General features: G+C 53.8%; 24 protein-coding genes, 1 tRNA gene and 1 pseudogene. 15 read left to right on the forward strand and 11 right to left on the reverse strand.

All coding sequences use genetic code 11. The annotated features are described in order from the left end of the window. Positions 1 to 210, reverse strand: a pseudogene (locus RJ53_RS05680) (haloacid dehalogenase); the annotation flags it as partial. 48 nt (positions 211 to 258) lie between these two features. Here RJ53_RS05680 and RJ53_RS05685 point away from each other — a divergent pair. Further along, a complete protein-coding gene (locus tag RJ53_RS05685) occupies positions 259 to 1,206 on the forward strand; it encodes a ribose 1,5-bisphosphate isomerase (protein ID WP_211530653.1) in 948 nt (315 codons plus the stop codon). Between the two features lie 56 nt (positions 1,207 to 1,262). Then, positions 1,263 to 2,090 carry a diaminopimelate epimerase gene (gene dapF, locus RJ53_RS05690; RefSeq protein ID WP_211530654.1) on the forward strand — a complete coding sequence of 276 codons (828 nt, stop codon included), beginning with the start codon at positions 1,263 to 1,265 and terminating at the stop codon, positions 2,088 to 2,090. Between the two features lie 95 nt (positions 2,091 to 2,185). On the opposite strand, the gene radB is transcribed toward dapF, so the two are convergent. Then, a complete protein-coding gene (radB, locus tag RJ53_RS05695; protein ID WP_211530655.1) occupies positions 2,186 to 2,860 on the reverse strand; it encodes a DNA repair and recombination protein RadB in 675 nt (224 codons plus the stop codon). Further along, complete coding sequence (gene larC / locus RJ53_RS05700; protein WP_211530656.1) at positions 2,851 to 4,023, reverse strand: nickel pincer cofactor biosynthesis protein LarC; 1,173 nt, start codon at positions 4,021 to 4,023, stop codon at positions 2,851 to 2,853. The genes radB and larC overlap by 10 nt, the downstream gene beginning before the upstream one ends. 45 nt (positions 4,024 to 4,068) lie before the next feature. On the opposite strand from larC, the gene RJ53_RS05705 reads away from it, so the two are divergent. From RJ53_RS05705 to hxlB, 3 genes are read left to right on the forward strand one after another with little or no spacing between them, the layout of a single operon-like run. After that, positions 4,069 to 6,480: a CDC48 family AAA ATPase gene (locus RJ53_RS05705; protein ID WP_211530657.1), complete on the forward strand. Its 2,412-nt coding sequence runs from the start codon at positions 4,069 to 4,071 to the stop codon at positions 6,478 to 6,480. A 33-nt stretch (positions 6,481 to 6,513) separates the two neighbouring features. Continuing rightward, a complete protein-coding gene (locus RJ53_RS05710) occupies positions 6,514 to 7,827 on the forward strand; it encodes a sodium-dependent transporter (RefSeq protein WP_211530658.1) in 1,314 nt (437 codons plus the stop codon). Positions 7,828 to 7,868: 41 nt separating this feature from the next. Continuing rightward, positions 7,869 to 8,480, forward strand: a complete 612-nt coding sequence (gene hxlB / locus RJ53_RS05715) for a 6-phospho-3-hexuloisomerase (protein WP_211530659.1) — start codon at positions 7,869 to 7,871, stop codon at positions 8,478 to 8,480. On the opposite strand, the gene RJ53_RS05720 is transcribed toward hxlB, so the two are convergent. The 3 genes from RJ53_RS05720 to thiM are packed head-to-tail and all read right to left on the reverse strand — an operon-like array spanning position 8,466 to position 11,147. Next, the gene (locus RJ53_RS05720) at positions 8,466 to 9,707 is read right to left on the reverse strand and encodes a BaiN/RdsA family NAD(P)/FAD-dependent oxidoreductase (protein WP_211530660.1); all 1,242 of its coding nucleotides are present in this window, start codon (positions 9,705 to 9,707) and stop codon (positions 8,466 to 8,468) included. The genes hxlB and RJ53_RS05720 overlap by 15 nt on opposite strands. Next, positions 9,707 to 10,351 carry a thiamine phosphate synthase gene (gene thiE, locus RJ53_RS05725; protein WP_211530661.1) on the reverse strand — a complete coding sequence of 215 codons (645 nt, stop codon included), beginning with the start codon at positions 10,349 to 10,351 and terminating at the stop codon, positions 9,707 to 9,709. Before thiE ends, RJ53_RS05720 begins: the two co-directional genes overlap by 1 nt. Beyond that, on the reverse strand, positions 10,341 to 11,147 hold the full coding sequence (gene thiM / locus RJ53_RS05730; protein WP_394357505.1) for a hydroxyethylthiazole kinase: 807 nt from the start codon (positions 11,145 to 11,147) through the stop codon (positions 10,341 to 10,343). Before thiM ends, thiE begins: the two co-directional genes overlap by 11 nt. 132 nt (positions 11,148 to 11,279) lie before the next feature. Here thiM and RJ53_RS05735 point away from each other — a divergent pair, with 132 nt between their 5' ends. From RJ53_RS05735 to RJ53_RS05745, 3 genes are read left to right on the forward strand one after another with little or no spacing between them, the layout of a single operon-like run. Beyond that, positions 11,280 to 12,518 carry a COG1361 S-layer family protein gene (locus RJ53_RS05735; RefSeq protein WP_211530663.1) on the forward strand — a complete coding sequence of 413 codons (1,239 nt, stop codon included), beginning with the start codon at positions 11,280 to 11,282 and terminating at the stop codon, positions 12,516 to 12,518. Between the two features lie 6 nt (positions 12,519 to 12,524). Further along, positions 12,525 to 13,727: an ABC transporter permease gene (locus RJ53_RS05740; RefSeq protein WP_211530664.1), complete on the forward strand. Its 1,203-nt coding sequence runs from the start codon at positions 12,525 to 12,527 to the stop codon at positions 13,725 to 13,727. 2 nt (positions 13,728 to 13,729) lie between these two features. After that, complete coding sequence (locus RJ53_RS05745; RefSeq protein WP_211530665.1) at positions 13,730 to 14,398, forward strand: ABC transporter ATP-binding protein; 669 nt, start codon at positions 13,730 to 13,732, stop codon at positions 14,396 to 14,398. 83 nt (positions 14,399 to 14,481) lie between these two features. Here RJ53_RS05745 and RJ53_RS05750 read toward each other — a convergent pair. From RJ53_RS05750 to RJ53_RS05760, 3 genes are all read right to left on the reverse strand, one after another. Further along, positions 14,482 to 14,554: transfer RNA gene (locus RJ53_RS05750), tRNA-Asn, on the reverse strand. Positions 14,555 to 14,589: 35 nt separating this feature from the next. Beyond that, a complete protein-coding gene (locus RJ53_RS05755) occupies positions 14,590 to 14,889 on the reverse strand; it encodes a hypothetical protein (protein ID WP_211530666.1) in 300 nt (99 codons plus the stop codon). A 24-nt stretch (positions 14,890 to 14,913) separates the two neighbouring features. Next, positions 14,914 to 15,105: a hypothetical protein gene (locus RJ53_RS05760; protein ID WP_211530667.1), complete on the reverse strand. Its 192-nt coding sequence runs from the start codon at positions 15,103 to 15,105 to the stop codon at positions 14,914 to 14,916. 222 nt (positions 15,106 to 15,327) lie between these two features. On the opposite strand from RJ53_RS05760, the gene RJ53_RS05765 reads away from it, so the two are divergent. Genes RJ53_RS05765 through RJ53_RS05790 form a run of 6 tightly spaced genes read left to right on the forward strand, consistent with a single transcriptional unit; the run spans position 15,328 to position 20,334 of the window. Continuing rightward, the gene (locus RJ53_RS05765) at positions 15,328 to 15,927 is read left to right on the forward strand and encodes a hypothetical protein (RefSeq protein WP_211530668.1); all 600 of its coding nucleotides are present in this window, start codon (positions 15,328 to 15,330) and stop codon (positions 15,925 to 15,927) included. 45 nt (positions 15,928 to 15,972) lie between these two features. Further along, on the forward strand, positions 15,973 to 17,103 hold the full coding sequence (locus tag RJ53_RS05770; protein ID WP_211530669.1) for a M24 family metallopeptidase: 1,131 nt from the start codon (positions 15,973 to 15,975) through the stop codon (positions 17,101 to 17,103). After that, entirely contained in the window at positions 17,100 to 17,975 is an 876-nt protein-coding gene (map, locus tag RJ53_RS05775; RefSeq protein WP_211530670.1) for a type II methionyl aminopeptidase, read from the forward strand. Before RJ53_RS05770 ends, map begins: the two co-directional genes overlap by 4 nt. A 42-nt stretch (positions 17,976 to 18,017) precedes the next feature. Then, entirely contained in the window at positions 18,018 to 19,304 is a 1,287-nt protein-coding gene (locus tag RJ53_RS05780; protein ID WP_246496010.1) for an ATP-binding protein, read from the forward strand. Beyond that, positions 19,301 to 20,020, forward strand: a complete 720-nt coding sequence (locus RJ53_RS05785; protein ID WP_211530671.1) for an MBL fold metallo-hydrolase — start codon at positions 19,301 to 19,303, stop codon at positions 20,018 to 20,020. Before RJ53_RS05780 ends, RJ53_RS05785 begins: the two co-directional genes overlap by 4 nt. 44 nt (positions 20,021 to 20,064) lie before the next feature. After that, positions 20,065 to 20,334 (forward strand): DNA-directed RNA polymerase subunit L, encoded by a 270-nt coding sequence (locus RJ53_RS05790; protein WP_211530672.1) that lies wholly within the window; start codon positions 20,065 to 20,067, stop codon positions 20,332 to 20,334. Positions 20,335 to 20,480: 146 nt separating this feature from the next. On the opposite strand, the gene RJ53_RS05795 is transcribed toward RJ53_RS05790, so the two are convergent. Then, on the reverse strand, positions 20,481 to 21,092 hold the full coding sequence (locus tag RJ53_RS05795) for a translation initiation factor IF-2 subunit beta (RefSeq protein WP_211530673.1): 612 nt from the start codon (positions 21,090 to 21,092) through the stop codon (positions 20,481 to 20,483). Between the two features lie 90 nt (positions 21,093 to 21,182). Between RJ53_RS05795 and purL the strand changes: the two genes are divergently transcribed. Further along, positions 21,183 to 23,258: a phosphoribosylformylglycinamidine synthase subunit PurL gene (gene purL / locus RJ53_RS05800; protein ID WP_211530674.1), complete on the forward strand. Its 2,076-nt coding sequence runs from the start codon at positions 21,183 to 21,185 to the stop codon at positions 23,256 to 23,258. On the opposite strand, the gene RJ53_RS05805 is transcribed toward purL, so the two are convergent. Continuing rightward, positions 23,255 to 23,743 (reverse strand): flavodoxin family protein, encoded by a 489-nt coding sequence (locus RJ53_RS05805; protein ID WP_211530675.1) that lies wholly within the window; start codon positions 23,741 to 23,743, stop codon positions 23,255 to 23,257. The genes purL and RJ53_RS05805 overlap by 4 nt on opposite strands. Between the last annotated feature and the right edge of the window lie 57 nt (positions 23,744 to 23,800).

Consider the following 23,800-nt stretch of genomic DNA (forward strand, 5'->3'; position numbering starts at 1 on the left):
TTTCAGAAACGCTGAGAGAAGCTGATCGCTATCCCCCTGCATCACATTCTCGGAATGGACATTGAGAAGGACAAGAATCCTGTCGGCATCATCGAAGGTGAGCGTTGTACTCTCGACATCGCCTAGGAGTGTGCCTGCAAAGACATCCTTTGCGGCCCGGTACGTCCGGAGGAGGGTTCCGGCACTATCAAAGACTACTGCAATGGTCATCGGAAAGAGATACCACCTTTAATTAATATTATCAACGAGGGTTCATATATGCCTCTCACTACAACAGCCGAAGCAATCAGGTCAATGGAAATCCGTGGTGCAGGACGAATAGCACGTGCAGCAGCAGGTGCGCTCCGAGACCATGCAGAGATGATCTCCACTGATAATTTCACAGGTTTCAGAGACGGAATGTATCAGGCAGCTGATCTCCTCCGCTCAACCCGGCCAACAGCCGTCTCGCTGCCAAACGCCATTCATATCGTCATGCGGGATCTCAGGACGGCAACAGATGCAACAGATGCGCGCAACGGGATTATCAGAAACGCCGAGGCGTTCATCAGGTCATCGGAGGCAGCAGTCAGGACGATCGGCATGATCGGAGCCAACCAGATCAGAGACGGCGATACCATTCTGACCCACTGTAACTCGGAGGCTGCACTCGCCTGTATCATCGAGGCGAAGAAACAGGGGAAGGAGATAGAGGTCTTTGCCACCGAGGTGAGGCCATGGAACCAGGGGAGACTGACCATCGAGGTGCTCAACCACCATGAGATCCCGACTCATTTCATCGTCGATTCAGCAGTCCGATCCTTCATTAATGATGTCGATCTCGCCATCGCGGGTGCCGACGCCATCTCTGCCGATGGATCAGTCATCAATAAGATTGGAACCTCACAGATAGCCCTTGCAGCTCATGAGGCACGGACGAAGATGATCATCGCCGCTGAGACCTACAAGTTCGCACCCTTATCCAGTATCGGACTTGAGATACCGGTTGAAGAGCGGCCGGGATCGGAGGTGCTTGCCGATGAGATCGCGCAGAAATATCCATTTGTCAGAGTGCGCAATCCGGTCTTTGACAGGACACCCGGTACCTATATCGATCTCATCGTCACCGAAGAGGGGGTAATTCCACCCGAATATGCCCCGCTAATCATCAGGGAACATCTCGGATGGCGGGTGTCGGATCTTGACAGCCATCTTTTTGGCACCTGAGAAGAAGGGATATCCTTTTTTCTCCCCACCATGCAAGATGAATGAGGAGATTTTTCATGGGTATTGAATTTGTAAAACTACAAGGAAATGGAAATGATTTCATCCTCATCGACGAGATGAAGGGAGAGATCATTCCGGAGGAGATGAAGCCGAAGTTTGCGATGTTATTCTGTGACCGCAGATTCGGAATAGGTGGGGATGGCATCCTCTTCATCTCCAAATCAGAAACTGCGGATATCAGAATGCGCCTGCTTCAGCCTGATGAATCAGAGGCAGAGATGTGCGGAAACGGAATCCGCTGCCTCGTCAGGTACGCTTCTGACCGGGAGTATGTCAAAGAGGAGTGTACGGTCGAGACGATGGCAGGCATCATACCGGTGAAACTCGGATATACCGCGGAGGGCGACTTCTTCGCAACAATTACGATGCCAACCCCCGCATTTGCCAGAAGTGAGATTCCGGCGACCGGAGATTCGGATGCCGACTATACAGAGGAAATTGCAACCTACCAGGTCTATGCGGCCAATACGGGAGTCCCTCATGCGGTCGTCTTCGTCAGTGAGATAGGTGCCATCGATCCGGAACAGATCGGCCCTGTTATCAGGAATCATCAGACATTCCCAAAAGGTGCCAATGTCAACTTTGTCGAGAAGGTTGCAGACAATACCCTTCGGATCCGGACATTTGAACGTGGTGTCGAGAGTGAGACGATGTCCTGCGGAACCGGTGCCACGGCATCAGCGGCAGTCGGCCGAAAACTCGGCTATGTCGGCAACGACGTCCTTGTCGAGACGAAGGGTGGCCCACTCAGGATCTCTTTTGGCGAGACGGTAACGATGACCGGACCTGCAGAGTCGGTCTACATCGGCATGATCCAGCTCTGAAAACGTCAGATAATAGGTAAAAAAATGAGAGCCGGAAGAATTTTCCGGTTATCGGTTTTTTTCTCGGCTGTTTTGCCATCACGTTGCGAGGGTCTTCAGCAGATCCGGATGCCGTCTCCGGTGATGATAAAATCGAAATACTCTCCTTCCGGCCGTGAACGGTGTTTCACCACAATTGCACGCCTCTTCTCTTCCCTTCGTTCGATCCTGATGATCGCCTTTGAGATATGGGAGAGCGAGGTGCCTCCAAGACCAGAGAACCGGTTTGTGGTGACATCCATATACACCTGATTGGTGATGAGTGCAGGGATCTCATGCTTCCGTGTGAGAGAGAGGAGATCGATCATCTGCCTTCCAAGTACTTTAAGCGCGTCACCCCGCCGCTCCATCTCAGATCGGTAGAGGGCTGTGGCAGAGTCCAGAACAATGAGCCCGATCTTCTTCTTTTGAAAGATCTTCCCTGCATCAAGGATCATCAAACCCTGCTCAGCAAAGTCGATCGGTTCGTAGAGGAAGAGACGGGTTGCGAGATCTGCTGCGGGATCATCTCCTCCGGCAATCTGGGTGAAGCGATCCGGAGAGAAACCTTCGGTATCGAAGAAGATGACACCCTCACCCTCTCTGAGAGTTGCCACCGCAGCCATCAGGGCGAGGGTGCTCTTTCCGCTCCCCGGCTCTCCATAAATCTGGGTGATCATCCTCCGTTCAAGGCCGCCGCCGAGGATCCGATCAAGGTCAGGGTTTCCGGTGCTTATCCGGTTTAACTCCACCTCGTCAACTCCTTCCGTGCGGCTTCTTCTGCCTCCCACTTCACTTCACGGATCGGCCGCCCCTGCCTCACAGCTGCTGCCACAACGGCATCAAACTCTGCCTTGACGGTAAGGATCTTCCCCTTCCATGACCCGATCTTGACACCTATCTCATCCCCCTCAGAGAGCCTGACTCTGATAAACCGGCGATCTGCAATGAAGCGGTGAACCGAGGGGATGCACCGGACACCGAGTGTTCCAAGCTCTTCTGCAAGAATCAGGGCGAGCCGTTCAGAATCCTCCTGACGGCAGATAACCCTGATGAGGTGGCCCGGCCGCCCTTTCTTCATAATAAGCGGACTTGCTGAGGCGTCCCTGGCACCTTCCCGGTGCAGACGGGCGATTGTTGCTGCAATCACCTCGCCATCCGCATCATCGATATTCGTCTCAAGAATATCGACCCACACCCCGGGACCCCCGCTCTCAAGCATCATCACCCGGAGAATATTGGGCCGATCCGGTGGATCCCTGGTGCCCGCACCATAGCCGATTGATGTAATCGTCCCATCAGCCGGAGCCTCCTCACCAAAAGAGGAGAGGAACTCGGCAAGGAGTGCGGCACCTGTCGGGGTGGTCAGCTCACCGGTCTCCTCCAGGGAAGGACGGACAGTCAGTCCGGAATCCTGAAGGATATATGCCGTCGCAGGAGCAGGAACAGGCATTTTGCCGTGCGCGGAATTGATCGTTCCCATACCGAGCGGGACCGGGAGGACGGAGATGCGATCAGGGGAGAGGGAGAGGAGTGCAGTACATGCACCCACCACATCAGCGATCGCATCGTCTGCTCCGACCTCATGGAAGTGAGGGTGGTCACCATGGACACGCGCCTCAGCATCATGAATCCTGTGAAAGACCCGTTCTGCCATTTCTTTTGCTTTATCCGGCGCTTCAGCCATGGATACACAATCAAGCACCTCTTTCAGGGTTCGTGTGCCTACTCCGGCACGGGTCTGAATATAGGTGGCAGTGATCCCCCGCCGCTTCACCTTTGTGATCACCGGCTCTCCAACAACCGATGCCATCGCTCTGGTGACGAGCGGTTCGTCTGCTCCGGCATCAAGGAGGGCACCGATAATCATATCCCCGGCAGCACCATTCGCGGGATCAAAGAGGATTGTCCGCATCGTTAAACACTACTTATATGTCCGGATACCGTTGACAATAAAGTAATGCCTGAAGTTTTTCTGAAAGTCGATTCTGCATATCCCGAAGATCTGGGTGGAGGGAAGGCACGGCTCGATCCAGAGACGATGCTGGCTCTCCGTGTATCTCCTGGAGACCTTGTAACCATCGAAGGAAAGAAACAGACAATCGCGAAGGTCTGGAGAGCGATGGCAAAGGACTGGGATCAGCAGAAGATCCGGATCGATAAGTTCACCCGTGAGAATGCGGCTGTTGCCATCGGTGATCGGGTCAGGATAAAGAAGATTGAAGCGGTCATCGAGGCAAAGGAGGTGGTGATTGCACCGCCGGAGAATCTTCCCCCGAATCTCCCGATCAGCATGGAACATGCGGCACAAGGTCTGATCAACTTCCCAGTCTCAATCGGCGATGTCGTCCCTATCAGAGCGATGATGGTACCACAGCTCGTCGAGTTCAAAGTCATCAGTATTGAGCCCGAAGATGCGATGATCATCTCCAGAAACACGCAGATAATGATATCTGACAAGCCTGCTGCCGGGTTTGAGGGACTCAAGCGGATCAGCTATGAAGATATCGGGGGGCTGAAGGATGAGCTCCAGCGGCTCCGTGAGACGATAGAACTCCCCATACGCCACCCCGAACTCTTCAAGACCCTGGGTATCGAGCCTCCAAAGGGTGTCCTCCTCTATGGACCCCCGGGGACAGGCAAGACCCTCATAGCCCGTGCGGTCGCCAATGAGTCGGGTGCACATTTCATCTCAATCGCCGGGCCGGAGGTGATCTCAAAGTACTATGGCGAGTCCGAACAGCGCCTCCGGGAAGTCTTTGAGGAGGCAAACGAGAACGCACCATCGATCATCTTCATCGATGAACTCGACTCGATTGCCCCCAAGCGGGAGGATGTGACAGGCGAGGTTGAGCGCCGTGTCGTGGCACAGCTCCTGACGATGATGGACGGTCTTGAGGAGCGGGGCCAGGTCGTCGTCATCGGAGCGACGAACCGTCTCGATGCCATCGATCCCGCACTCCGACGGCCAGGACGGTTCGATCGTGAGATCGAGATCGGGGTACCCCCGACGGTTGACCGGGAGGAGATCCTTAATATCCATACACGCGGGATGCCGCTTGACGAAACGGTCCGAATCGATCTGATTGCCACACAGACACATGGATTTGTTGGGGCAGATCTCGCAGCCCTCGCCAGGGAGGCAGCGATTCGATCGCTCCGCCGTCATCTGCCGATGATCGATCTTGAACAGGAGTCAATCCCTCAGGAGATCCTTGACGCACTGAAAGTGACCGGAAATGACTTCCGGGAGGCACAGCGGGAGGTATCCCCGTCTGCCATGCGTGAGGTGATGCTTGAAGGAACGAATATCCGCTGGTCCGATATCGGGGGCCTTGTATCGGCACGGCAGGAGATCCGCGAGGCGGTCGAGCTCCCCCTCACCGAGAGGGAGAGGTTTGAGGAGCTTGGAATTCAGCCACCTAAAGGTGTCCTCCTCTATGGACCCCCCGGAACTGGCAAGACGCTGATCGCAAAGGCGGTAGCAACCGAGTCGGGTGCAAACTTTATTCCGGTCAAGGGTCCGCAGCTCCTCTCAAAATGGGTTGGTGAGAGTGAGCGGGCGGTCAGGGAGATCTTCAAAAAGGGGAGGCAGGTCGCGCCATCGATCATCTTCTTCGATGAGATGGATTCCCTGACACCGGCCAGGGGAGTTTCAGGGGAGGCATCCCACACCATTGAGAGCGTCCTCAACCAGATCCTCACCGAGATCGACGGGATCGAGGAGATGCGGGATGTCGTTGTAATGGGGGCGACGAACAGGCCGGATATCGTCGATCCTGCCCTCCTCCGCCCCGGAAGATTTGACAGGCTCGTCTATATCGGGGAGCCGGACACGAAGGACCGTGAGATGATCATCAGGATCCATCTCAGGAGTATGCCGGTCCAGGGCGATCTCATCGAAGAATGGGTTGATCTCCTCGAAAACCTTGAGTATAGCTGTATCGTTTCGGCATTTGAGTCGATCGGAACCGGATCGGAGATTACCACAGATGCGATCCGGTCCGCAGCAGAGGATCTCCCACGAAAAGACGAGAGACAACTGAAGCGATCGGAGATCAGGAAGCTCATCTTCGAATGTATCTCAGGATTCAAACAACAGTATTCAGATCCCGCCCGTAATGATCTCATCACAAAGATTGCACAGCAGACTGAAGGATACGTTGGATCTGATCTTGAAGGGCTCTGCCGCGAGGCAGGAATGCTTGCGATGCGTGAGGGTGTATCCAGGGTTGCTATCAGGCACTTCGAGGCGGCATTTGAGAAGATCCACCCCACAATGAATGAACGGCTGGTCGAGTACTATAAACGAATTCAGCAGCATTTCAAGGGTGGTCTTCCAAAGCAGTCACAACCAATTGAGTACCAGTAACTACTTAGTTGAGGGGAGAAAACACATCTCCCCATGATACCTGAGACAGAGAAGGAACACTGGTCTTCAGGATTTGGATTTGTCCTTGCATCGATCGGTGCTGCCGTCGGTATCGGAAATATCTGGCGATTCTCGACGCATGTCGGTGAAAACGGGGGAGGGGCATTTCTTCTCCCATTCCTCCTCGCCGTCTTTCTTATCGCCCTCCCCTTGATGATCCTTGAGATCAAGGCCGGGCGTGCGCTCGCCGCCGATGTCGTCACCGCTTTTGAGAAGGTGCATCATCATTTCGATAAAGTTGGCTGGCTCTTTATTGCAGTCGGTTTTGTTATTCTCAGCTACTATCTTGTCATCACCGGGTGGACCCTCGCCTTTGTCTTTTACTCGTTGTTTGCCATTGAAGGTTGCTTTGATACATTCACCGGGAGCTATGCTCCGGTCGCCTTCTTCATCATCTCAGCACTTCTGACAGGCGGTGTGGTCGCTCTTGGGGTTAAGGATGGGATCGAACGGGTTGTCCGCTGGTTTATCCCACTCAGCTTCTTCATCCTCATCGGTCTTGCGATCTATGTCATCACGCTTTCAGGGTACTGGAAAGGAATCGGATTCTTCCTCACCCCTGACTTCTCGGTTCTCTCTGATCCCATGCTCTGGGGATCCGCCTTCGGCCAGGCATTCTTCTCGCTCTCCGTCGGTACAGGCATTCTCCTTACCTATGGATCATATCTGCGGCGATCTGTTCCGATCGCCCGTTCTGCCGTCTATATCACCCTGGCCGACCTCGCGGCAGCTATCCTCTCGGGATTGATCATCTTTCCGATCGTCTTCACATATGGATTATCTCCTGCGATGGGGGTTGAACTGACCTTCGTCATCCTCCCACAGGCATTTGAGATGATCCCCTATGGTGCGTACGTTGGATTTGCCTTCTTCCTCCTCCTCTTTGTATCCGCACTGACGGCGACCGTCTCGATGATCGAGATGCCGATTGCATCATTTATCGCACGAAGAGGAGTCTCGAGGAAGAGAGCAAGTCTCGCACTGACCGGAGGGGTACTCCTGATCGGCCTCCCCTCGGCACTCAGTTACTCGGCGATGAATCTCTCTGTTGGAGGAATCCCTTTTCTTGATCTCCTTGATGAGACCGCCGGGACATTCGGCCTCCCGTTTACGGCACTCGCAACAGCAATCGCTTTTGCCTGGTTCCTTGATCCGGCCCTCCTGCGGGAGAAAGGTGGCATGAAGGGGCCGATCCCCCATTTCATCCTCCAGATATGCAGGTATGTCATCCCTGTAGTGCTGATTATAACACTCCTCATCCTGACAATGGATCTGCTGGCAGGCTGATCGATACCCTGATAGAGAATGATCGCATATGCTCACCATAAATGCAGAATGATGATGAGATAGCCACCTCGATGCTTGAAACAGCTACGACAGTGACCCGTGTGGCCCGGAGAGTGAGAGAAGAGAAAGTACAGGAGCTTATATCCCTGATACTCTCTGGGAAGAGGATCTATGTCGCTGGTGCCGGGCGATCGGGACTTGTAGCAAAAGCCTTTGCGATGCGGCTGATGCACCTTGGCTTCACCTGTTATGTCATCGGTGAGACGATCACACCTGCATTTGAGTCCGGGGATGTGCTGATCGCCGTCTCAGGATCCGGGGAGACGAAGTCTGTGGTGAACACCTGTGAGAAGGTCAGGGAGCTGGGAGGGATCATCTGCCTTATTACAGCAAACGAGCAGTCCGCAACCTTTCAGGATGCAGATATCGCAATCGATCTCGGAGAATCATCCGGTGATCACCGGATATCCCCACAGGAGTATGAGATTCGCCAGATCACCGGGCAGTACCGCTCGGCATCCGTTCCGATCGGCCGGGGAGCTGCCTTTGAGATGGTCGCACTCGTCTTCTCTGATGCCATCATCTCAGCCCTGATGAAGGCTCGTCACCTTGATCCGGAGGAGGTCAGGCAGCGGTTCTCAAATATGCAGTAAGGACGCCTTTTTATTGATAGCCCTGGCAGCAGCAATGGCGGTTGAGAATGCAGCCTGAAGATTGTATCCCCCGGTATCGCCATCGATATCGAGGACCTCCCCGATGAAATAGAGGTTCTTCACCAGACGCGACTCCATCGTCTTTGGGAATATCTCATCAAGAGCGACACCACCACGGGTCACCATCGCCTCTTCAAACCCGCCAACTCTTCTGACCTGAAACGGCCATGCGGTGAGGAGCGAGACGATGGCGAGACGATCCTCCCGCCTGAGATGGGCGATGGTGCAGTCATCTGCACCCCCCGCCGTAACGATGAGCTGCTGGATGAACCGTACCGGGATCGGGTACTGAGCAAGGATCGTCCTGACAAGGCGTTTTCCGCCGGATGCCTGTCCTTCGGTGAGGAGCCTGTTGATATCGCTCTGGCTCTTCTCAGGCATGAAGGCAACCCGTAGTATGTCACCCTTCCTGATGAACCGTGACACATGAAGGATCACCGGGCCGGAGAGGCCTTCATGGGTGAGGAGGAGATCCCCGGAGACCTTCCTGATGGTCTTCCCATCCCGCTGGATTGATACGGTGATATCATCAAAGGAGATGCCTGCGAGATCAGAGAGCGGGTACTCCTCAGGATAGACCGGTGAGAGAGCAGGGCCGATCTCTTCAATCCGGTGGCCGAGTGATTCTGCGAAATGATAGCCGTCCCCGGTCGATCCCGTGGAGGGGTAGGATGCCCCACCGGTTGCGATGATGAGGATATCAGTCTCAACATCGCCGCCTTCCGTCCTGATGACAAACCGATCCCCGGTTCGGGATACCGCAGTGACCGGGGTTGCGGTACGTATTTCAACGCCCCGCTCCCGGCATGCATTGGTCAGGATGGAGAGGATATCGGCAGCCTTTCCCGATGCAGGAAAGATCTTGTTGTTATCATCGGTGATGACCGGGCAGCCATGCTCTTCAAAGAAGGAGATGAGATCCCGGTTGGTATATCCCCGGAGGCTCGCTTTGAGAAAAGCCCCATTATCCCCGTAATGCGGGAAGAAGTCAGCTATACCACTACCATGCGTAATATTGCACCGGCCGGACCCGGTGATGAGGAGCTTGCGCCCGGGGTGAGCCTTCTTCTCAAAGACGATGATCCGCCGGCCCTCCGTTGCTATATGGATGGCTGAGAAGAGGCCTGCCGGCCCACCCCCGATGATACCGATGACCGTCTCTGCCATCAACACTCCGGATACTGGTCTCTCTTTGCCATACATATCGCCTCCCTGAGATCCGCAGCTGCCGAGGCGACATCCTCGGTTCCGAGGACGGCTGATATAACAGCAACACCATCTGCACCCGCAGCGATGACCGGGGCGACATTGCCTTTATTTATTCCCCCGATCGCCACAAGCGGAAGTGAGGAGACCGATCTGATCGATCTGAGTGTGGCAAGTCCATGTCCGTTTCCGGCATCATCCTTTGAGGTGGTCGGAAAGATCGGGCTTAAAGCGATGTAATCGGCACCGGCCGTCTCGGCCAGTACTGCTTCTTGTGGAGTTCCAACCGAGCATCCGATAATGAAGCCGGGGGGGGCTATCCGGCGTGCCTCGGCAACGGCCAGATCCTGCTGGCCGAGGTGAACACCATCTGCCATTGAGGCAAGGGCAATATCCACACGATCATTGACGATGAAAAGTGCCCCTGCATCAAGGGTGAGCGCCCTGATCCCGGATGCCACCTGATAGAGCTGCCGAGAGGGCATCTTTTTGTCGCGGAGCTGGATCACATCCGCACCTCCCTGGAGCGCCATCCGTGCGAGATCGATGTGGGATCTGCCGAGGCCGACCGCCTCATCAGTAACGATATAGAGATCAAATGCCACGCCGGATCTCCACCTGTGTTCCATCTCTGAGATCCTCAGGTGAGAGGGAATAGAGGGCATCAAAGAGTCCTGTCCGGAATGAATACGGGCCTGCAGCTCCGGGCGCAGCGATCTCACCGGCCCTGCCGAATGCTGCAAGAGCTGCAACCGCAGCCTTCGACGGGGATGAAGCAACAGCAGCAAATGCCCCGACGAGGGATGCTGCCATGCACCCCGTTCCTGAGAGGCGATCCATCATCGGATGGCCGTTTCGGATGAGGTACACCTCACCATCGCCGGTGACGACATCGATCTCTCCGGTCATGGCGACGACCGTTCCTGTCACCTCTGCGCACCGGCGGGCGACATCGACCGGATCCCCGGAACAGCCATATGAATCGACACCCCGGACAGTCCCGCCGCTTCCGGCAAGGACACCGATCTCGCCTTCATTCCCCTTCAGAATTGTCACGTTGCACTCCCTGAGGATACGAAGTGCACTTTCGGTCCTGAGCGTCGTCGCCCCGACACCGACCGGATCGAGGATGACCGGAATCCCACGCTCATTTGCAGCCTTTCCGGCGATGATCATCACGTCAACCTGGCCAGGCCAGAGGGTTCCGATGTTCAGAACGAGTGAGGAGGCAATTCCTGCCATCTCCACAGCTTCTTCTGCGGCGCCCGCCATCACCGGAGCGGCACCGGCGGCGAGGGTGATGTTTGCGCAGTCGTTGATGGTGACGGTGTTGGTGATATGATGTACGAGAGGCCGTTCCTTACGAACCTCAGATAAAAGCTCTCCACAGTGCTGTTTCACACGTACGTATTGGTCATGAGGAGAGAAAAGTGGCATGGAAGGGGAATCATATCCGGAGTACTCTCTCCTCAGGATAATCCGATTGGTTTATATACATCCATGATAGTTTTCCTACTATTCCGGAGAAGTCCAATGTACCACATTTCTGCTCTTCACAGCCGTGTCCTGCTGATGATCATCTTCTGTACACTCTTCATCGGGGGAGTCGGGGCAACCGGGCCGGCCGTCATCGTCACCGATCATACCGTCACCCCGGCGATCCTGATGCCGGGCGAGGAGGGGCTCATCAGGGTAACTCTCATGAATACCGCAACAACATCACAGAAGACGGATGCAACGATACTCACTGCAGTTCAGACAGTCACATCCTCGGAGAGTACAGATGTGCCATTGATCATCGAGAGCGTCTTTCTTGACGGGCGTGGCGATATTACTGTGCTGGATGGAAATGCGGCCTTCACAGGCGTCATCGGGCCAGGCCAGTCCATTGATCTCACGTTCCTGGTGAAAGCCCCGGAGAAGGAGGGGGTGTATTTTCCACGCCTGAGGGTTCGGGTGAGAGGCGGGGAGAGCACCATCTATCCCATACCGGTAAATGTCAATATGCCGATCTCCCATATCAAAATCCCCGATATCCAGGTATCACAGCCGGATCTCCCGTTTGTACAGCCGGGAGAGACATTCGAGACAAAAATTACCATAGAAAATATCGGACAGAGTCCGGCCCATGATATTATCATCTCCATCGGGAATGGTGAGACGATGATCGCTCCGATCGGAGCAAGGGCATCCTCTTCCTCCATACTCTCACCAGGAAACGATCTGATCATACCGCTTATATTTCGTGTCAGCAGGGAGATCGAACCCGGAATCTACTCGCTTCCGGTTATTATCCGGTATCACCGGGCCGATGGAACGCTCCTCCAGGAGACGGCGTCATATTCGGTTGATGTACGGGGATCTTCAGCAGTTGCCATCTCCTCGGTAAGGACCGAACCCATCAGTTTCACCTCAGGAGAGCAGTTCGATCTCATCATCAGGCTTGAAAACACCGGGACGGGGAAAGCCACCAGCGTCTCGGCAGATATTGATATCCCGATGAGCGGGAGCCGTGAAGCCTTCATCGGAACGATCCGCCCGGGAAATGATGCACCAGCCGTCTTCCGCCTGACTGCTGGTGAGAGCGGAGATATCCCCTATACGCTCACCGTCCGGTTTTCTGATGATTATGGTGAGCATGAGAGCAGGGAAGAGCTCATTCAGGTGGTACAGAGTAAAGGATTTGCTCTTCCCATCGCTGCTGCTATTCTTATACTGATCATCATCGCAGCATCCGGATATTATCTCCTCAGAAAGAGGAGAACGGAGTGACCAGGCGTGTACTCATGGATACGGGTCTCACTTTTCCTTGCCTGGCGTGCCATCAGGCGGGGAGGGAAAGTGGGAACACTACTGAACATCCTCATCATCGCGATGGTCTTTACGAATATGATCCTCCTCTCCGCCATTATGACCGGAGCGGTCAACCTCTTTCATGAGCAGACGATCGATTATGTCACCTCCGACATCATCATCAAGCCGGGTGAGGATGAGAGGACGATCTTCCAGACCAATGATCTCCTTGAGAAAGTCAACCGGGTGCCGGGGGTGAGCCGGGCATCGGCACGCTATGCCCTTGGGGCGACTCTGAATCATAAGAGTGAGTCGGTAAGCATCCCGATAACCGCCTTCAATCCCCGGGACGAGGTGAAGGTGACAAAGATCCACCAGGAGATCATTGAAGGGGATTTTCTCTCACCTGGCGATGACGGAATCCTCCTTGGCTTCTTCGTTGCAGGATATGAGGATCAGAGTATGGATTTCTTCGAGTCACTCGGGGGTGTCAGGGTCGGTGACCCGGTTGAGGTGATGTATGCTAACGGGTATCAGAAGGAATACCGTGTCAAAGGACTCTTCTCAACGAAGTCATATCAGGCAGATTATATGGCGTTTATCTCATGGGAGGAGATGGATACTGTCCTTGGCAGAGAGAATACCGAGTCCACCCAGATACTTGTCAGGGTCATTCCAGGAGAAGATCCTGCCACCGTGAAGACCCGGCTTCTTGAATTCGGGGTGCAGGAGCGGGTCGAGACCTGGGAGGAGGCTATCACCAAGGTTGTTGCTGATTCTCTTGAGACATTTGCGATCATCAATAGAATCTCGGTTGCCGTGAGCCTCATCATTGCAGTTGTGGTGATCGGGATCGTTTTTACGATCAAGACGATCAATCAGCAGAGGCAGATCGGGGTTCTCAAGGCAATAGGAATCGATCAGAACGCGATCATCGGGAGTTATGTTGCACAGGTCCTCTTCATCTGGATCTTTGGAACGATACTCGGGATGATCCTGCTGAACCTGATTATGATCTACTTCACCGCACATCCCCTGGAGTTCCCTGACGGGGATGTCATCCCGGCATTTGAACTGATAACAATGCTTGAAAATGCAGGGATGCTCGCAGTCGCATCAGCGATTGCCGGGTACGTTCCTGCATGGAGAATTGTCCGTGAGAATACGCTGACATCAATGAGGGGATGACGATGATCACCACAACCGACCTGTATAAAACATATCAGATGGGAAATGTCGCAGTCCATGCCCTCAATGGTGTGAGTGTCTCCATCAAAGAGGGGGAATTTGTCGGGATCAGCGGAGCCTCCGGGAGTGGGAAATCAACACTCCTCCATATGATCGGTCTCCTCGACCGCCCGACGAGCGGGGGCATTTCCATCTCCGGCCTGGATGTCATCGCCCTCTCCGATCAGGAGAAGACGATATTCCGGCTTGAACGCCTCGGCTTTGTCTTCCAGGAGTATGCCCTCGTCCATGAGCTGGATGCTTTTGAGAATATCGCACTCCCGATGATGGCACGTGGCGAAACCGATGAGCGGATTTCGGATCGGGTGAGCGAGATGCTTGCGTCAGTCGGCCTTCAGGAGAGGGGGAAGCACCTCCCAAAGGAGCTCTCAGGCGGCGAACAGCAGCGTGTCGCGATCGCACGGGCACTTGTCAATGATCCGGATATCCTGCTGGCCGATGAGCCGTGCGCAAATCTGGACTCAACGAACTCGAAGGCTGTCCTCGACCTCATCAGGGAGATCAATCAGGAGAGCAACCAGACGGTGCTGATGATATCCCATGAAGACTGGCACCAGCAGTACTTTGACCGCGTGATCCGGCTGAAGGATGGGGAGGTAGTGGAGGAGTAATAAGGGAGCGGTTTTTCGTAATGATCAAGGAAAGGGTAGGATAATAGAGAGAAAAATAGATGGATCAATGATGATCCCGCGTACGCCGCCAACAGGACTCGAACCTGTGACATGCTGGTTAACAGCCAGCCACTCTACCAACTGAGTTATGGCGGCACAGAGTTGCCTAAAATAATTGCCTCTCAAGACATTTAAACATTCCCAATACCATCCCGCTTCATCGCCTCAAGCGTGCCAATCAGCAGATCCAGTTCTTCTGAGAGGTTGGCAAGCATCTGCTTCGCCTGCGGGGTCGCATACGCCCCAAGGGGGGAGGCGCGGATATACCCCATCTGTTCAAGGACACGAAGTGAGTACCGCACCCGGTGCTGGGGCTCTCCGAGGACCTCGGAGAGCTTGATGATCCCGATCGGCTCATGTGCCACCACAGCACGGGCAACCATCAGATGCCGCCGGATCAGGTCAATCTCATCACCGATCTTCTCAAGCACCCGGCATCACCCCCATATACCCCTTTATCCGGACTTGCCATGAATATCCAGCCACTTCTTTGTTTCAATATAATTCTTCCGTGTCAGAACGCCAGTGACCACCGCGATGATAACAAGAGCGGCAACAACAGGTATCCTGAGCATATATTCCGGTGGAATAAGGAAGAAAATAACAACAGCTGCTGCAATAGAGAAGATGAGGACATTAAGCATCATAACCAGCTTAATGTACTTAAACTTGAAGAGTTCCCTGGCCGACTCATCCATAGATACCTATATGCCCTGCCAATAGATAGCATGCACGATCATAGGGGGCCAGTCCAGCCGATGGTTTCTGAGGACCCCCATGGAAGACCAGAAATGATATAGGCTCTCATAATTCGAACATCAATAAAAGATATAATTATATTTGATCACTTCACACTCTACTGTTGAACAATGCAGGCGAGTCGTTTCTTCTGGCTGATGACAGGGATAACCCTCGTCCTCCTTTTTTTTCTGATTACTTCGGGATGTGTTGAAAACAGTGGCCTTGATTCTGAATGGGACGAAGTCCGTGCATCCAAGGAATCGCACCGGAGCAGCCTGAATAATTATCTCCTCGTCTATACGATCGGAATCGATCTCTGGAATATCGAGCTCGACTCTGACACCCCGAATACCCGAATCCTCAGAACCCAGATTATGCGTGAAGAGACCTTCCTCATGGATGTTGCCGGAAAACACCTCCTCCTCTCATCTGATGTCACCCTGTTTTCTGAGGCCGCAAACAGCCTTGATGGAAGAGACGGAGAGGCAGCAACTGCAATCGCCTGGGATCTCCGTCTGTATGATCAGGAGATGTGGAATGCCCAGAACGCATTCATCGGCCGCCTCTCTTCCCTGACCCGGTATATCGAGGAGGTCGAGGCAGGCAGGGGGGAGAGCAGGGAGGCGATCGCATACCTTGAGAGCGGAAACACCCTCTCACAAGATGCAGCCTCCGCAATCAGCAGGGCAGATGCTGCATTCGCCCGGGCAGAAGCACACCACACCTGATCCCTTTTCCGAAGATACATCACCTCCCGTATCAAATAATAAAGAATGGATGCACTCGATGATGCCCTGCAGAAGGCCGGAGCAGAGGCGTTCGTCGCCTATGGCACCTCGGAGGATGCCACGCTCAGATACCTCACCTCTTTTCGGACGAGCGATCCGATCATCTATCTGAAGCGAATTGGGGAGCAGGGTACAATTATTGTTCCTGCCATGGAGGTACACAGGGCAGGTATTGAGTCCCCCTGCTCCGTGATGAGCAGGGCTGATGCAGGATTCTTCACCATTCTGAAGGAAGAGCCTGATCCTCTGAAAGCGACCGCTAGGGTTATTGCAGATCTTGCTGATGGTGATATTCTGCTCCCTCCGGAATTTCCATTCGGGCTTGCAATGGAGATTATGTCTCTCAGGCCCGTATCAGTTGAAAAGGATGCACTTACGACACTCCGGGCAGTCAAGAGCAGGCAGGAGATGGACCAGATCAGGCGGGTCCAGCATGCTACCGAAGATGCGATGAACAGAGCAATCTCAATGATTCAGAGATCAGAGCCGGTCCATGATCATCTGGTAACGCCGGAGGGGGAGGCTCTCACATCAGAGATGGTCAGATATGAAATTCACTCAGCACTACTCAGGCATGGCTGCCGTGGAATGGATACAATCGTCGCCTCGGGAGAGGAGACAGCTGATGTCCATCTGCGAGGGAGCGGGCCAATAACCGCGGATGCACCTATCATCATTGATATCTTTCCCCAGGACGAAGAGACAGGGTACTTTGCTGATATGACACGGACCGTTGTCCGGGGCGAAGCCGCCCCCGAGATACGGGAGATGCATGCAACAGTCTCAGATGCCCAGATCCTCGCCTTCTCTCTCATTCGTGACGGAGCAGACGGATCAGCCATCTATCAGGCGGTCGCCTCCCACTTCCGTGATGCAGGATATGAGACGGAACCAAACGGGTTTGTCCATAGCCTCGGACATGGCGTCGGTCTTGAGGTGCATGAATCTCCTGGCCTGAATATGCGTGGCAGCCCGCTTGTGGCCGGCAACATCATCACAATCGAGCCGGGATTATATTACCCCGGAATCGGCGGGGTCCGTATCGAGGATCTGGGAGCAGTCACAAAGGATGGATTTGACCGTTTTACGAATTTTCCGGAGATCTTTTGCATATGAATGACGAGATAATTGAGCAGTACCGTGAGGCAGGACGCCTTGCAAAGAGAATACTTGCCGATGGAGCAGCACGAATCACCCCCGGAGTACTCATCTCAGATATTGCAGACTCGATCTGTTCAATGGTAACAGACGCCGGGGCGGGCATCGCCTTTCCCCCGAATATCTCCATCAACGAAGCAGCGGCACATGATACAGCCGGACCGGGCGATGAACGAATCTTTCAGGAAGGGGATCTCGTTAAACTCGATATTGGCATCCATATTGATGGATATATCGCAGATACAGCTGTCTCCATTGATCTTGGAGATCACGGAAAACTGATCGAGGCGTCGCGTGCCGCTCTGGATACGGCAATTTCCCTTGCACGGCCGGGTGCTACGGCCGGAGCGATAGGAGCAGCAGTTCAGGAGACGATCACCATGCGCGGATACCAGCCGGTCGCCAACCTGACGGGTCATGGTCTGGACCGTTTCTCTCTTCATGCAGCCCCGTCAATTCCAAATATCGGATCATCCGGGGGACCTCTGCTCAAAGAGGGAATGGTCATCGCAATTGAACCGTTTGCATCAACCGGAACCGGACGGGTGAGTGAAGGAAACAGATGTGAGATCTTCTCACAGATCGCCATAAAGCCTGTCCGTCCTCCGGCTGCACGGCGTATCCTTGAAGAGATCAAAGATCGGCGCGGGCTTCCATTCGCCAGACGATGGCTAAAAACAAGCCGTGCTGATCTGGCTCTCACCACGCTTATCCGGCAGGGTATCATCAGGCCATATCCGGTTCTCCAGGATATTCCCGGCTCTCTCGTCTCCCAGGCTGAACATACGATCATCGTTACCGAAGACGGGTGTATTGTTACAACCCGCTGAGATACCCTTATTCAAGATCAGAAACAATATTTAAGGTTAATTATGGAGATGGCAGACCACACCACCCTCCGGCTTATGGAGCTCCTTCTCACAGCGGAGATCGTCAACCATGAGATATCACTTGGCATCCCGGATCTCACCCCTGAACACCGGGAGGCATTCGGCGTTGGTAAGAATGGTTCTGAACTGAACCGGCCCTTCGTCATCAGTAACACAACCGTCAAACGGGTGCTGGGAGTCGAAGATGCGCATCAGCTTGTGCGTACACATCCGTTCGTCGGTTTCGATGACTTCGGCCAGCGCCTTTCGATCACCGCACTTGACGGGGCCGCCCGATGGTTCCTCGACAGAGGTGGAAGACCCATGGCAGAAGCAAATCCGGCCCTTGCCTACTATTACGAGAAGGCGGGGATCGAGGGGATCGCCTATGATGATGCTCGTGAGAATAACCCGCTGTATGAGGACAGCCGGGCCTTCCTGGAGAGACGGATTGCACCCATCGCCGCGGAATCAGAAGAGATGAAAGAGGCGCTCGGTCTGGTGACACTCCGCGCGCCCGAGGAGATCGAGGAGTCCCTTGAGTTCTTTGTTGCAACACCTGAGCAGCTTGAGGTGATCGGAAAGATCCAGGTCGCCCTCAGGAACAGGGAGTACCTCCGAAAACATCAGATTTACCAGATAGGAAGGCTTCTCTTCCTCGGACCCCCCGGCACTGGCAAGACTTCTTTTGCCCTCTCCCTTGCAAAAGTTCTCCATATGCCGATCCTTGAGGTTCGGCTCTCCATGATCACCTCTCAGTACCTGGGGGAGACCTCAAAGAATATCGATCGAATATTTGAGATAGCAAAGAAGCTCACCCCCTGCATCCTCTTCATTGATGAGTTCGATTACGTGGCACGAACCAGGGATTCGGATGATCACGGGGCGATGAAGCGGGCAGTCAATACCCTGCTGATGAGTATCGATCATGTCAGCCTCATCCGATCGGGAGTCCTCTTTATCGGGGCAACAAATCACCCGGGAATTCTCGATGAGGCGGTATGGAGACGATTTGATGAGGTACTTCCATTCTCTCTCCCGGATGCGGGGATGAGAGAGAGGATTCTGAATGCTATCACAAGAAATATTGAAGTATCCATGGATCTCCCAACCCTGGCACTCAGAACGGAAGGGTTCTCAGGTGCGGATCTCAGGCTGATGGTAAAAGAAGCAGTGATGGCAGCCCTGATCGATGGACGTGAGGCGATCACCGGGATGGATATCGAGCAGGGGATGCTCCTTGTTGACCGGAGAAATGCGCTGCGGAAAGGCGGTATGGTTGTTCCATGAAGATCACCCTCCTTGGAACAGGGGATGCAATCGGCACACCGAAGATCGGGTGCACCTGCAAAACCTGCATTGAAGCATGGAACGAGGGGAAGGAACGACTCAGAACATCCATTCTTATCGAAAACGATGGGAAACACCTGATCATCGATACATCGCCGGATATGCGGGTACAGCTTCTCAAATCCGGATCACCCCATATCGATGCAGGTATCTGGACGCATGGACATTATGATCATTTCATGGGATTCGGGGATTTTTACCGGATACAGCGCCCCCCTCCGATGTATGCGGCACCAGAAGTCCTGGAGTATTGCGGGAATATATTCTCTTTTCTCCCTTCACCACGCCATGAGGTGATACCATATACCCCGTTCTCCCTCTTCGGGTTGGAGATTACACTCTTTCCGGTCTCTCACCCCGGTGCCCCAACCTATGGACTCAGGATAGAATCAGAAACCGGAGTCTTTGTCCACTCATCCGATACCAACCGGGATATCCCCGCTGAAAGCCTCACCTGCATGGAGGGGGCAGATCTCCTCCTCCTTGACGCCCTTGCCCCCCCCGAGATCGCTATTGACAAACATCTGAACTACGATGATGCGATTGAACTCGCAGGAGAGCTGAATCCAAAGGCATTCCGGTGTGTCCATATGAGCCATATGATCCCCTGGGATATGCCCCATACCGGATCGGATATGGAGGTCTTCACCTTCTGATCCCACCAATACCTATATACTTTCCATACCAAATGATCTATACCATGCACCTGAAGATACTGGAGCTTGAAAAAAATAAAGTCAAAATGGTGCTCGTTAGAGAGAATCACACCTTCATGAACCTTCTTGCTGACGAGATCCTCAAGGATCCGGCAGTCAATGTTGCAAAATACCTTATTGAGTATCAGTTCTCCGACCCGGAGCTTCTGGTAACCACCGATGGAAGCAAAGATCCGATCACTGCCATCAGAGAAGCCTGCAATCGGATCAGCAGATCGTGTGATGAACTCATCACACAGGTCAGCTCAGTCTGAATTACAAAAAAAATCCCATATCTTTTTTCGAGTCAGGAGTATGTCGATACTCCGGACAATGCATGGCACCAGGCTATAACGTAAAAGTACCTGTATCAAAAAAGGAAAGCGTATGATGCAGATCTAAAGCTGCAAAAAAAGATTATTCAGAGTCGCTGCGTAAATGCGACCTGCCCTGATATCTTGGTTATCTTGACCTTCAGCTTCTGGCCGGGTTTTCCACCAGTCACATAGAGGATGTATTTTCCATGCTTGGCAACTCCGTCTCCACGCCGACTGACCGACTCGATGTCAACCTCAAGCTCCTGACCCTCTTCAAGGCTCGTCCCTTTCACCTCGGTCCGTGCCCTGCGCTTCCTCACCGGCCTATGGCTCCCGCAGGCATCGCATCTGAGCATCATGATCCGATCATCCTTGACCAGCCGGGTATCAGGCCTGCCGCATTCAGTACAGATAACGAAGTCATCGATGTAGTTCTTCACGATCGCTGCGAGCACATCTGTCTCAAATTTCCCATTGAAGATCGCCCGGCTACCATCGATCTTCCCGGCAGTCCCGAGTTCCCCCAGCATGAACTTCATCAGATGATCGGGATCCCTGCTGAGCGTTCCTACAATCTCTGAAAAGTTTTCAAGAACCGTCGTTTTACCCTCAAGGTACGACTTCACCGGCGGCACGACGAACCGCTCCCCCGTCTCCGTCGGTTCGGTGATGTCGGTGTACGCCCTCTTTAATAATTCCTCGTACGAATCGACCATGCTCACTATATGGGAGGCAGGCAGTAAAAAGGATGGTATCGGATCGGGTGTGAGATGCTTTTTCTTCTTACGGGTTGACCTCTCTTGGTAATGCTATCCTCCGAAGACCACATGGCCATCTGCTCACAACTTGGCAGGGATATAACACCTCTTGAGGCTGCTGCCTTTGAGAATCTCTGGAGTGAACACTGTAGTTACCGATCCACGAAAGCCCTGCTCAGAACCCTCCCGACCGATGGAAAGAATGTCATCATCGGGCCTGGCGATGATGCGGCGATCGTCTCCTTCTCAGATAAAGTCGCACTTGCAATAGGGATGGAGAGCCATAATCATCCAAGCTACGTTGATCCATACGATGGTGCCGCCACCGGTGTCGGCGGGATCGTCCGGGATATCATCTCAATGGGTGCAAAACCGATCGCCCTGATGGATCCCCTCTGTTTTGGCACCCTCGATTCAGAGAAGACGAAGAATCTCTTTGAGCATGTTGTATCCGGTATCGGAGATTACGGCAACTGTATCGGTGTTCCTGTTGTCAGGGGAGATCTCATCTTCGATGAGAGCTATCGGGGCAATCCCCTCGTCAACGTCGTCGCCGTAGGAATGCTTGATCCTGAGAATATCATAACCGGTCGTGTCAAGACTCCTGGAAACCGGTTGATCCTCTATGGATCAAGGACAGGCAGAGATGGCCTTGGCGGCGCATCATTTGCGTCCCGTGATCTCTCGGAGGATGCCGAGGCAGAAGACCGACCCAGCGTCCAGGTCGGCGACCCCTACATTGAGAAGCTCCTCATCGATGCAACCATGGCAATGTGCAGCACCGGAAAGATACGCGCCTGCAGAGATCTGGGGGCCGCAGGGTTTGCCGGTGCATCAAGTGAGATGGCAAGCACCTGGGGCGCACGCATTATTGCGGACAATGTTCCACTTCGCGAGTCAGGGATGAACGAGGTGGAGATCATGCTCGCAGAATCCCAGGAACGGATGCTTGCCGAGGTCGCGCCTGAGGATGTCGAACTGATTGGATCGATTGCAGAGAAGTATGATCTCGCCTGGGCAGATGTCGGAGAGGTAATAGCCGAGCCAAGGTATATCGTCGAGTTCAAAGGTACGGTCGTCTGCGATCTCCCGATCGATCTCCTCGTTGGCGGCGCGCCATCCTGTGAACGCGAGATGCTGCCATACACCCTCGAAAAGCCATTTTCCCGTCCGGATGAGGATATCCGGACCCTCTGCCTGAAAGTACTTGCTCACCCTGAGTGTGCTGCAAAGGACTGGGTATTCTCCCAGTATGATCATGATGTCCAGCTCAGAACCGTCTCACTCGGCCCGGATGCAGCATGTATCCGGCTCGATGGAAATGGACTTTACCTCACTTGCGGATGCAATCCACGCCATATCCACCTTCGCCCCCGTGACGGGACGGCAAATGCAGTCCTTGAGAACGTCTCTAACCTTGCCTGCTATGGGGCTCTGCCGATCTGCGCCGTTGACTGCCTCAATTTCGCAAGTCCTGTACACCCTGAGATTAACTGGCAGATTGCAGAGTCGATCGCAGGGATGGGGGAGATGTGCCGGCATCTTGATGCCCCGATCGTCGGAGGCAACGTCTCATTGTATAATGAGAGTGATGAGTTTGAGACCCAGATCAAGCCGACACCGATGCTGGGGATGATCGGAAAAGGCGAGGTGATCAGACGATCACCTCCGGAAGAGGGAGCGATCCTCGCCCTCATCGGGACGACGAGGCCGGAGTTTGGCGGCTCAATCCTCGACTGCATCACCGGGTGCGGCGGCAACGCCCCGGAGACCGGCGATCCCGCAATCGTCGTCTCAATCAGGAATATGGTTCAGTCAGGCAGCTTTGCAGCAGTGACCGATCTCTCCCGTGGCGGGCTCCTCACCGCACTAACAAAGATCGCCCCGCGATGCAGCATTGAGATCCGGGGAGATCCAATCGAGGTCCTCTTCTCAGAGTCATATGCACGATTCCTTGTGGCCGTTCATGACAGAACAATCCTCAGGGATCTCCCCCATACCATCCTTGGAACGGTCGGTGGAGATGCTCTCACTATACTCGCCGGTGATGAAACAATACGGCTGACAGACGAGGATATGGCAGCATCTGGCCAGACGATCAGGGATCTGATGAGGATCGATTAGGATCTGGCAATATCCCAGAGGAATCCTTTGAGGGCATTTAGCTCCTCATCATCCCGCCTCCCCTTTATTGAATGGGGGATGTGATACCTGCCGAGAACCTCCATTCCGAGTGATTGTGCTCGATCGCTCATAATCTTCAGGGTATCCCCCGGAGAGCCACCGGATGTACAGACAAGAACCGTTTTTTTGCCGGATGCATTCTTTAATGCAGAAAAGATCGCGTTGACCGCCGGTGTCGGCCGGGATGCCCAGACAGGTGATCCGATAATGACAAGATCATATCCTCTCAGATCGATAGACGAGGGCTCAATCTCGGCAGAATTACCAAAAAGCGCACGTGGAGCACCAAGAAGATACATCGTCGCCTTTCCGTACCCTGCCATATCACGGACCCTGAGAGATTCGGAAGCGATGGACCGGATGATCTCTTCCATCACCGCATGAGTATTACCGGTCTCACTGTGATAGACGCAGATGGAGCGCATAGCGCCGTATATTTTTCTTATAGGCAATAAATATTTTTTAAAAAAAATGATGGATTT

Origin of the sequence: Methanocalculus chunghsingensis (assembly GCF_018132105.1) — an archaeon.
In the GTDB taxonomy this organism is placed as follows: domain Archaea; phylum Halobacteriota; class Methanomicrobia; order Methanomicrobiales; family Methanocorpusculaceae; genus Methanocalculus; species Methanocalculus chunghsingensis.

Bases quoted from the DNA above. Each gene is read 5' to 3' on its own strand.
- RJ53_RS05705 (WP_211530657.1), top strand. From the start codon at position 4,069: ATGCCTGAAGTTTTTCTGAAAGTCGATTCTGCATATCCCGAAGATCTG.
- larC (WP_211530656.1), bottom strand. From the start codon at position 4,023: ATGCGGACAATCCTCTTTGATCCCGCGAATGGTGCTGCCGGGGATATG.
- RJ53_RS05765 (WP_211530668.1), top strand. From the start codon at position 15,328: ATGCAGGCGAGTCGTTTCTTCTGGCTGATGACAGGGATAACCCTCGTC.
- RJ53_RS05770 (WP_211530669.1), top strand. From the start codon at position 15,973: ATGGATGCACTCGATGATGCCCTGCAGAAGGCCGGAGCAGAGGCGTTC.
- RJ53_RS05685 (WP_211530653.1), top strand. From the start codon at position 259: ATGCCTCTCACTACAACAGCCGAAGCAATCAGGTCAATGGAAATCCGT.
- RJ53_RS05720 (WP_211530660.1), bottom strand. From the start codon at position 9,707: ATGGCAGAGACGGTCATCGGTATCATCGGGGGTGGGCCGGCAGGCCTC.
- purL (WP_211530674.1), top strand. From the start codon at position 21,183: ATGCTATCCTCCGAAGACCACATGGCCATCTGCTCACAACTTGGCAGG.
- RJ53_RS05780 (WP_246496010.1), top strand. From the start codon at position 18,018: ATGGAGATGGCAGACCACACCACCCTCCGGCTTATGGAGCTCCTTCTC.
- RJ53_RS05785 (WP_211530671.1), top strand. From the start codon at position 19,301: ATGAAGATCACCCTCCTTGGAACAGGGGATGCAATCGGCACACCGAAG.
- hxlB (WP_211530659.1), top strand. From the start codon at position 7,869: ATGCAGAATGATGATGAGATAGCCACCTCGATGCTTGAAACAGCTACG.
- RJ53_RS05805 (WP_211530675.1), bottom strand. From the start codon at position 23,743: ATGCGCTCCATCTGCGTCTATCACAGTGAGACCGGTAATACTCATGCG.
- map (WP_211530670.1), top strand. From the start codon at position 17,100: ATGAATGACGAGATAATTGAGCAGTACCGTGAGGCAGGACGCCTTGCA.
- RJ53_RS05760 (WP_211530667.1), bottom strand. From the start codon at position 15,105: ATGATGCTTAATGTCCTCATCTTCTCTATTGCAGCAGCTGTTGTTATT.
- RJ53_RS05790 (WP_211530672.1), top strand. From the start codon at position 20,065: ATGCACCTGAAGATACTGGAGCTTGAAAAAAATAAAGTCAAAATGGTG.
- dapF (WP_211530654.1), top strand. From the start codon at position 1,263: ATGGGTATTGAATTTGTAAAACTACAAGGAAATGGAAATGATTTCATC.
- RJ53_RS05795 (WP_211530673.1), bottom strand. From the start codon at position 21,092: ATGGTCGATTCGTACGAGGAATTATTAAAGAGGGCGTACACCGACATC.
- RJ53_RS05735 (WP_211530663.1), top strand. From the start codon at position 11,280: ATGTACCACATTTCTGCTCTTCACAGCCGTGTCCTGCTGATGATCATC.
- RJ53_RS05745 (WP_211530665.1), top strand. From the start codon at position 13,730: ATGATCACCACAACCGACCTGTATAAAACATATCAGATGGGAAATGTC.
- RJ53_RS05710 (WP_211530658.1), top strand. From the start codon at position 6,514: ATGATACCTGAGACAGAGAAGGAACACTGGTCTTCAGGATTTGGATTT.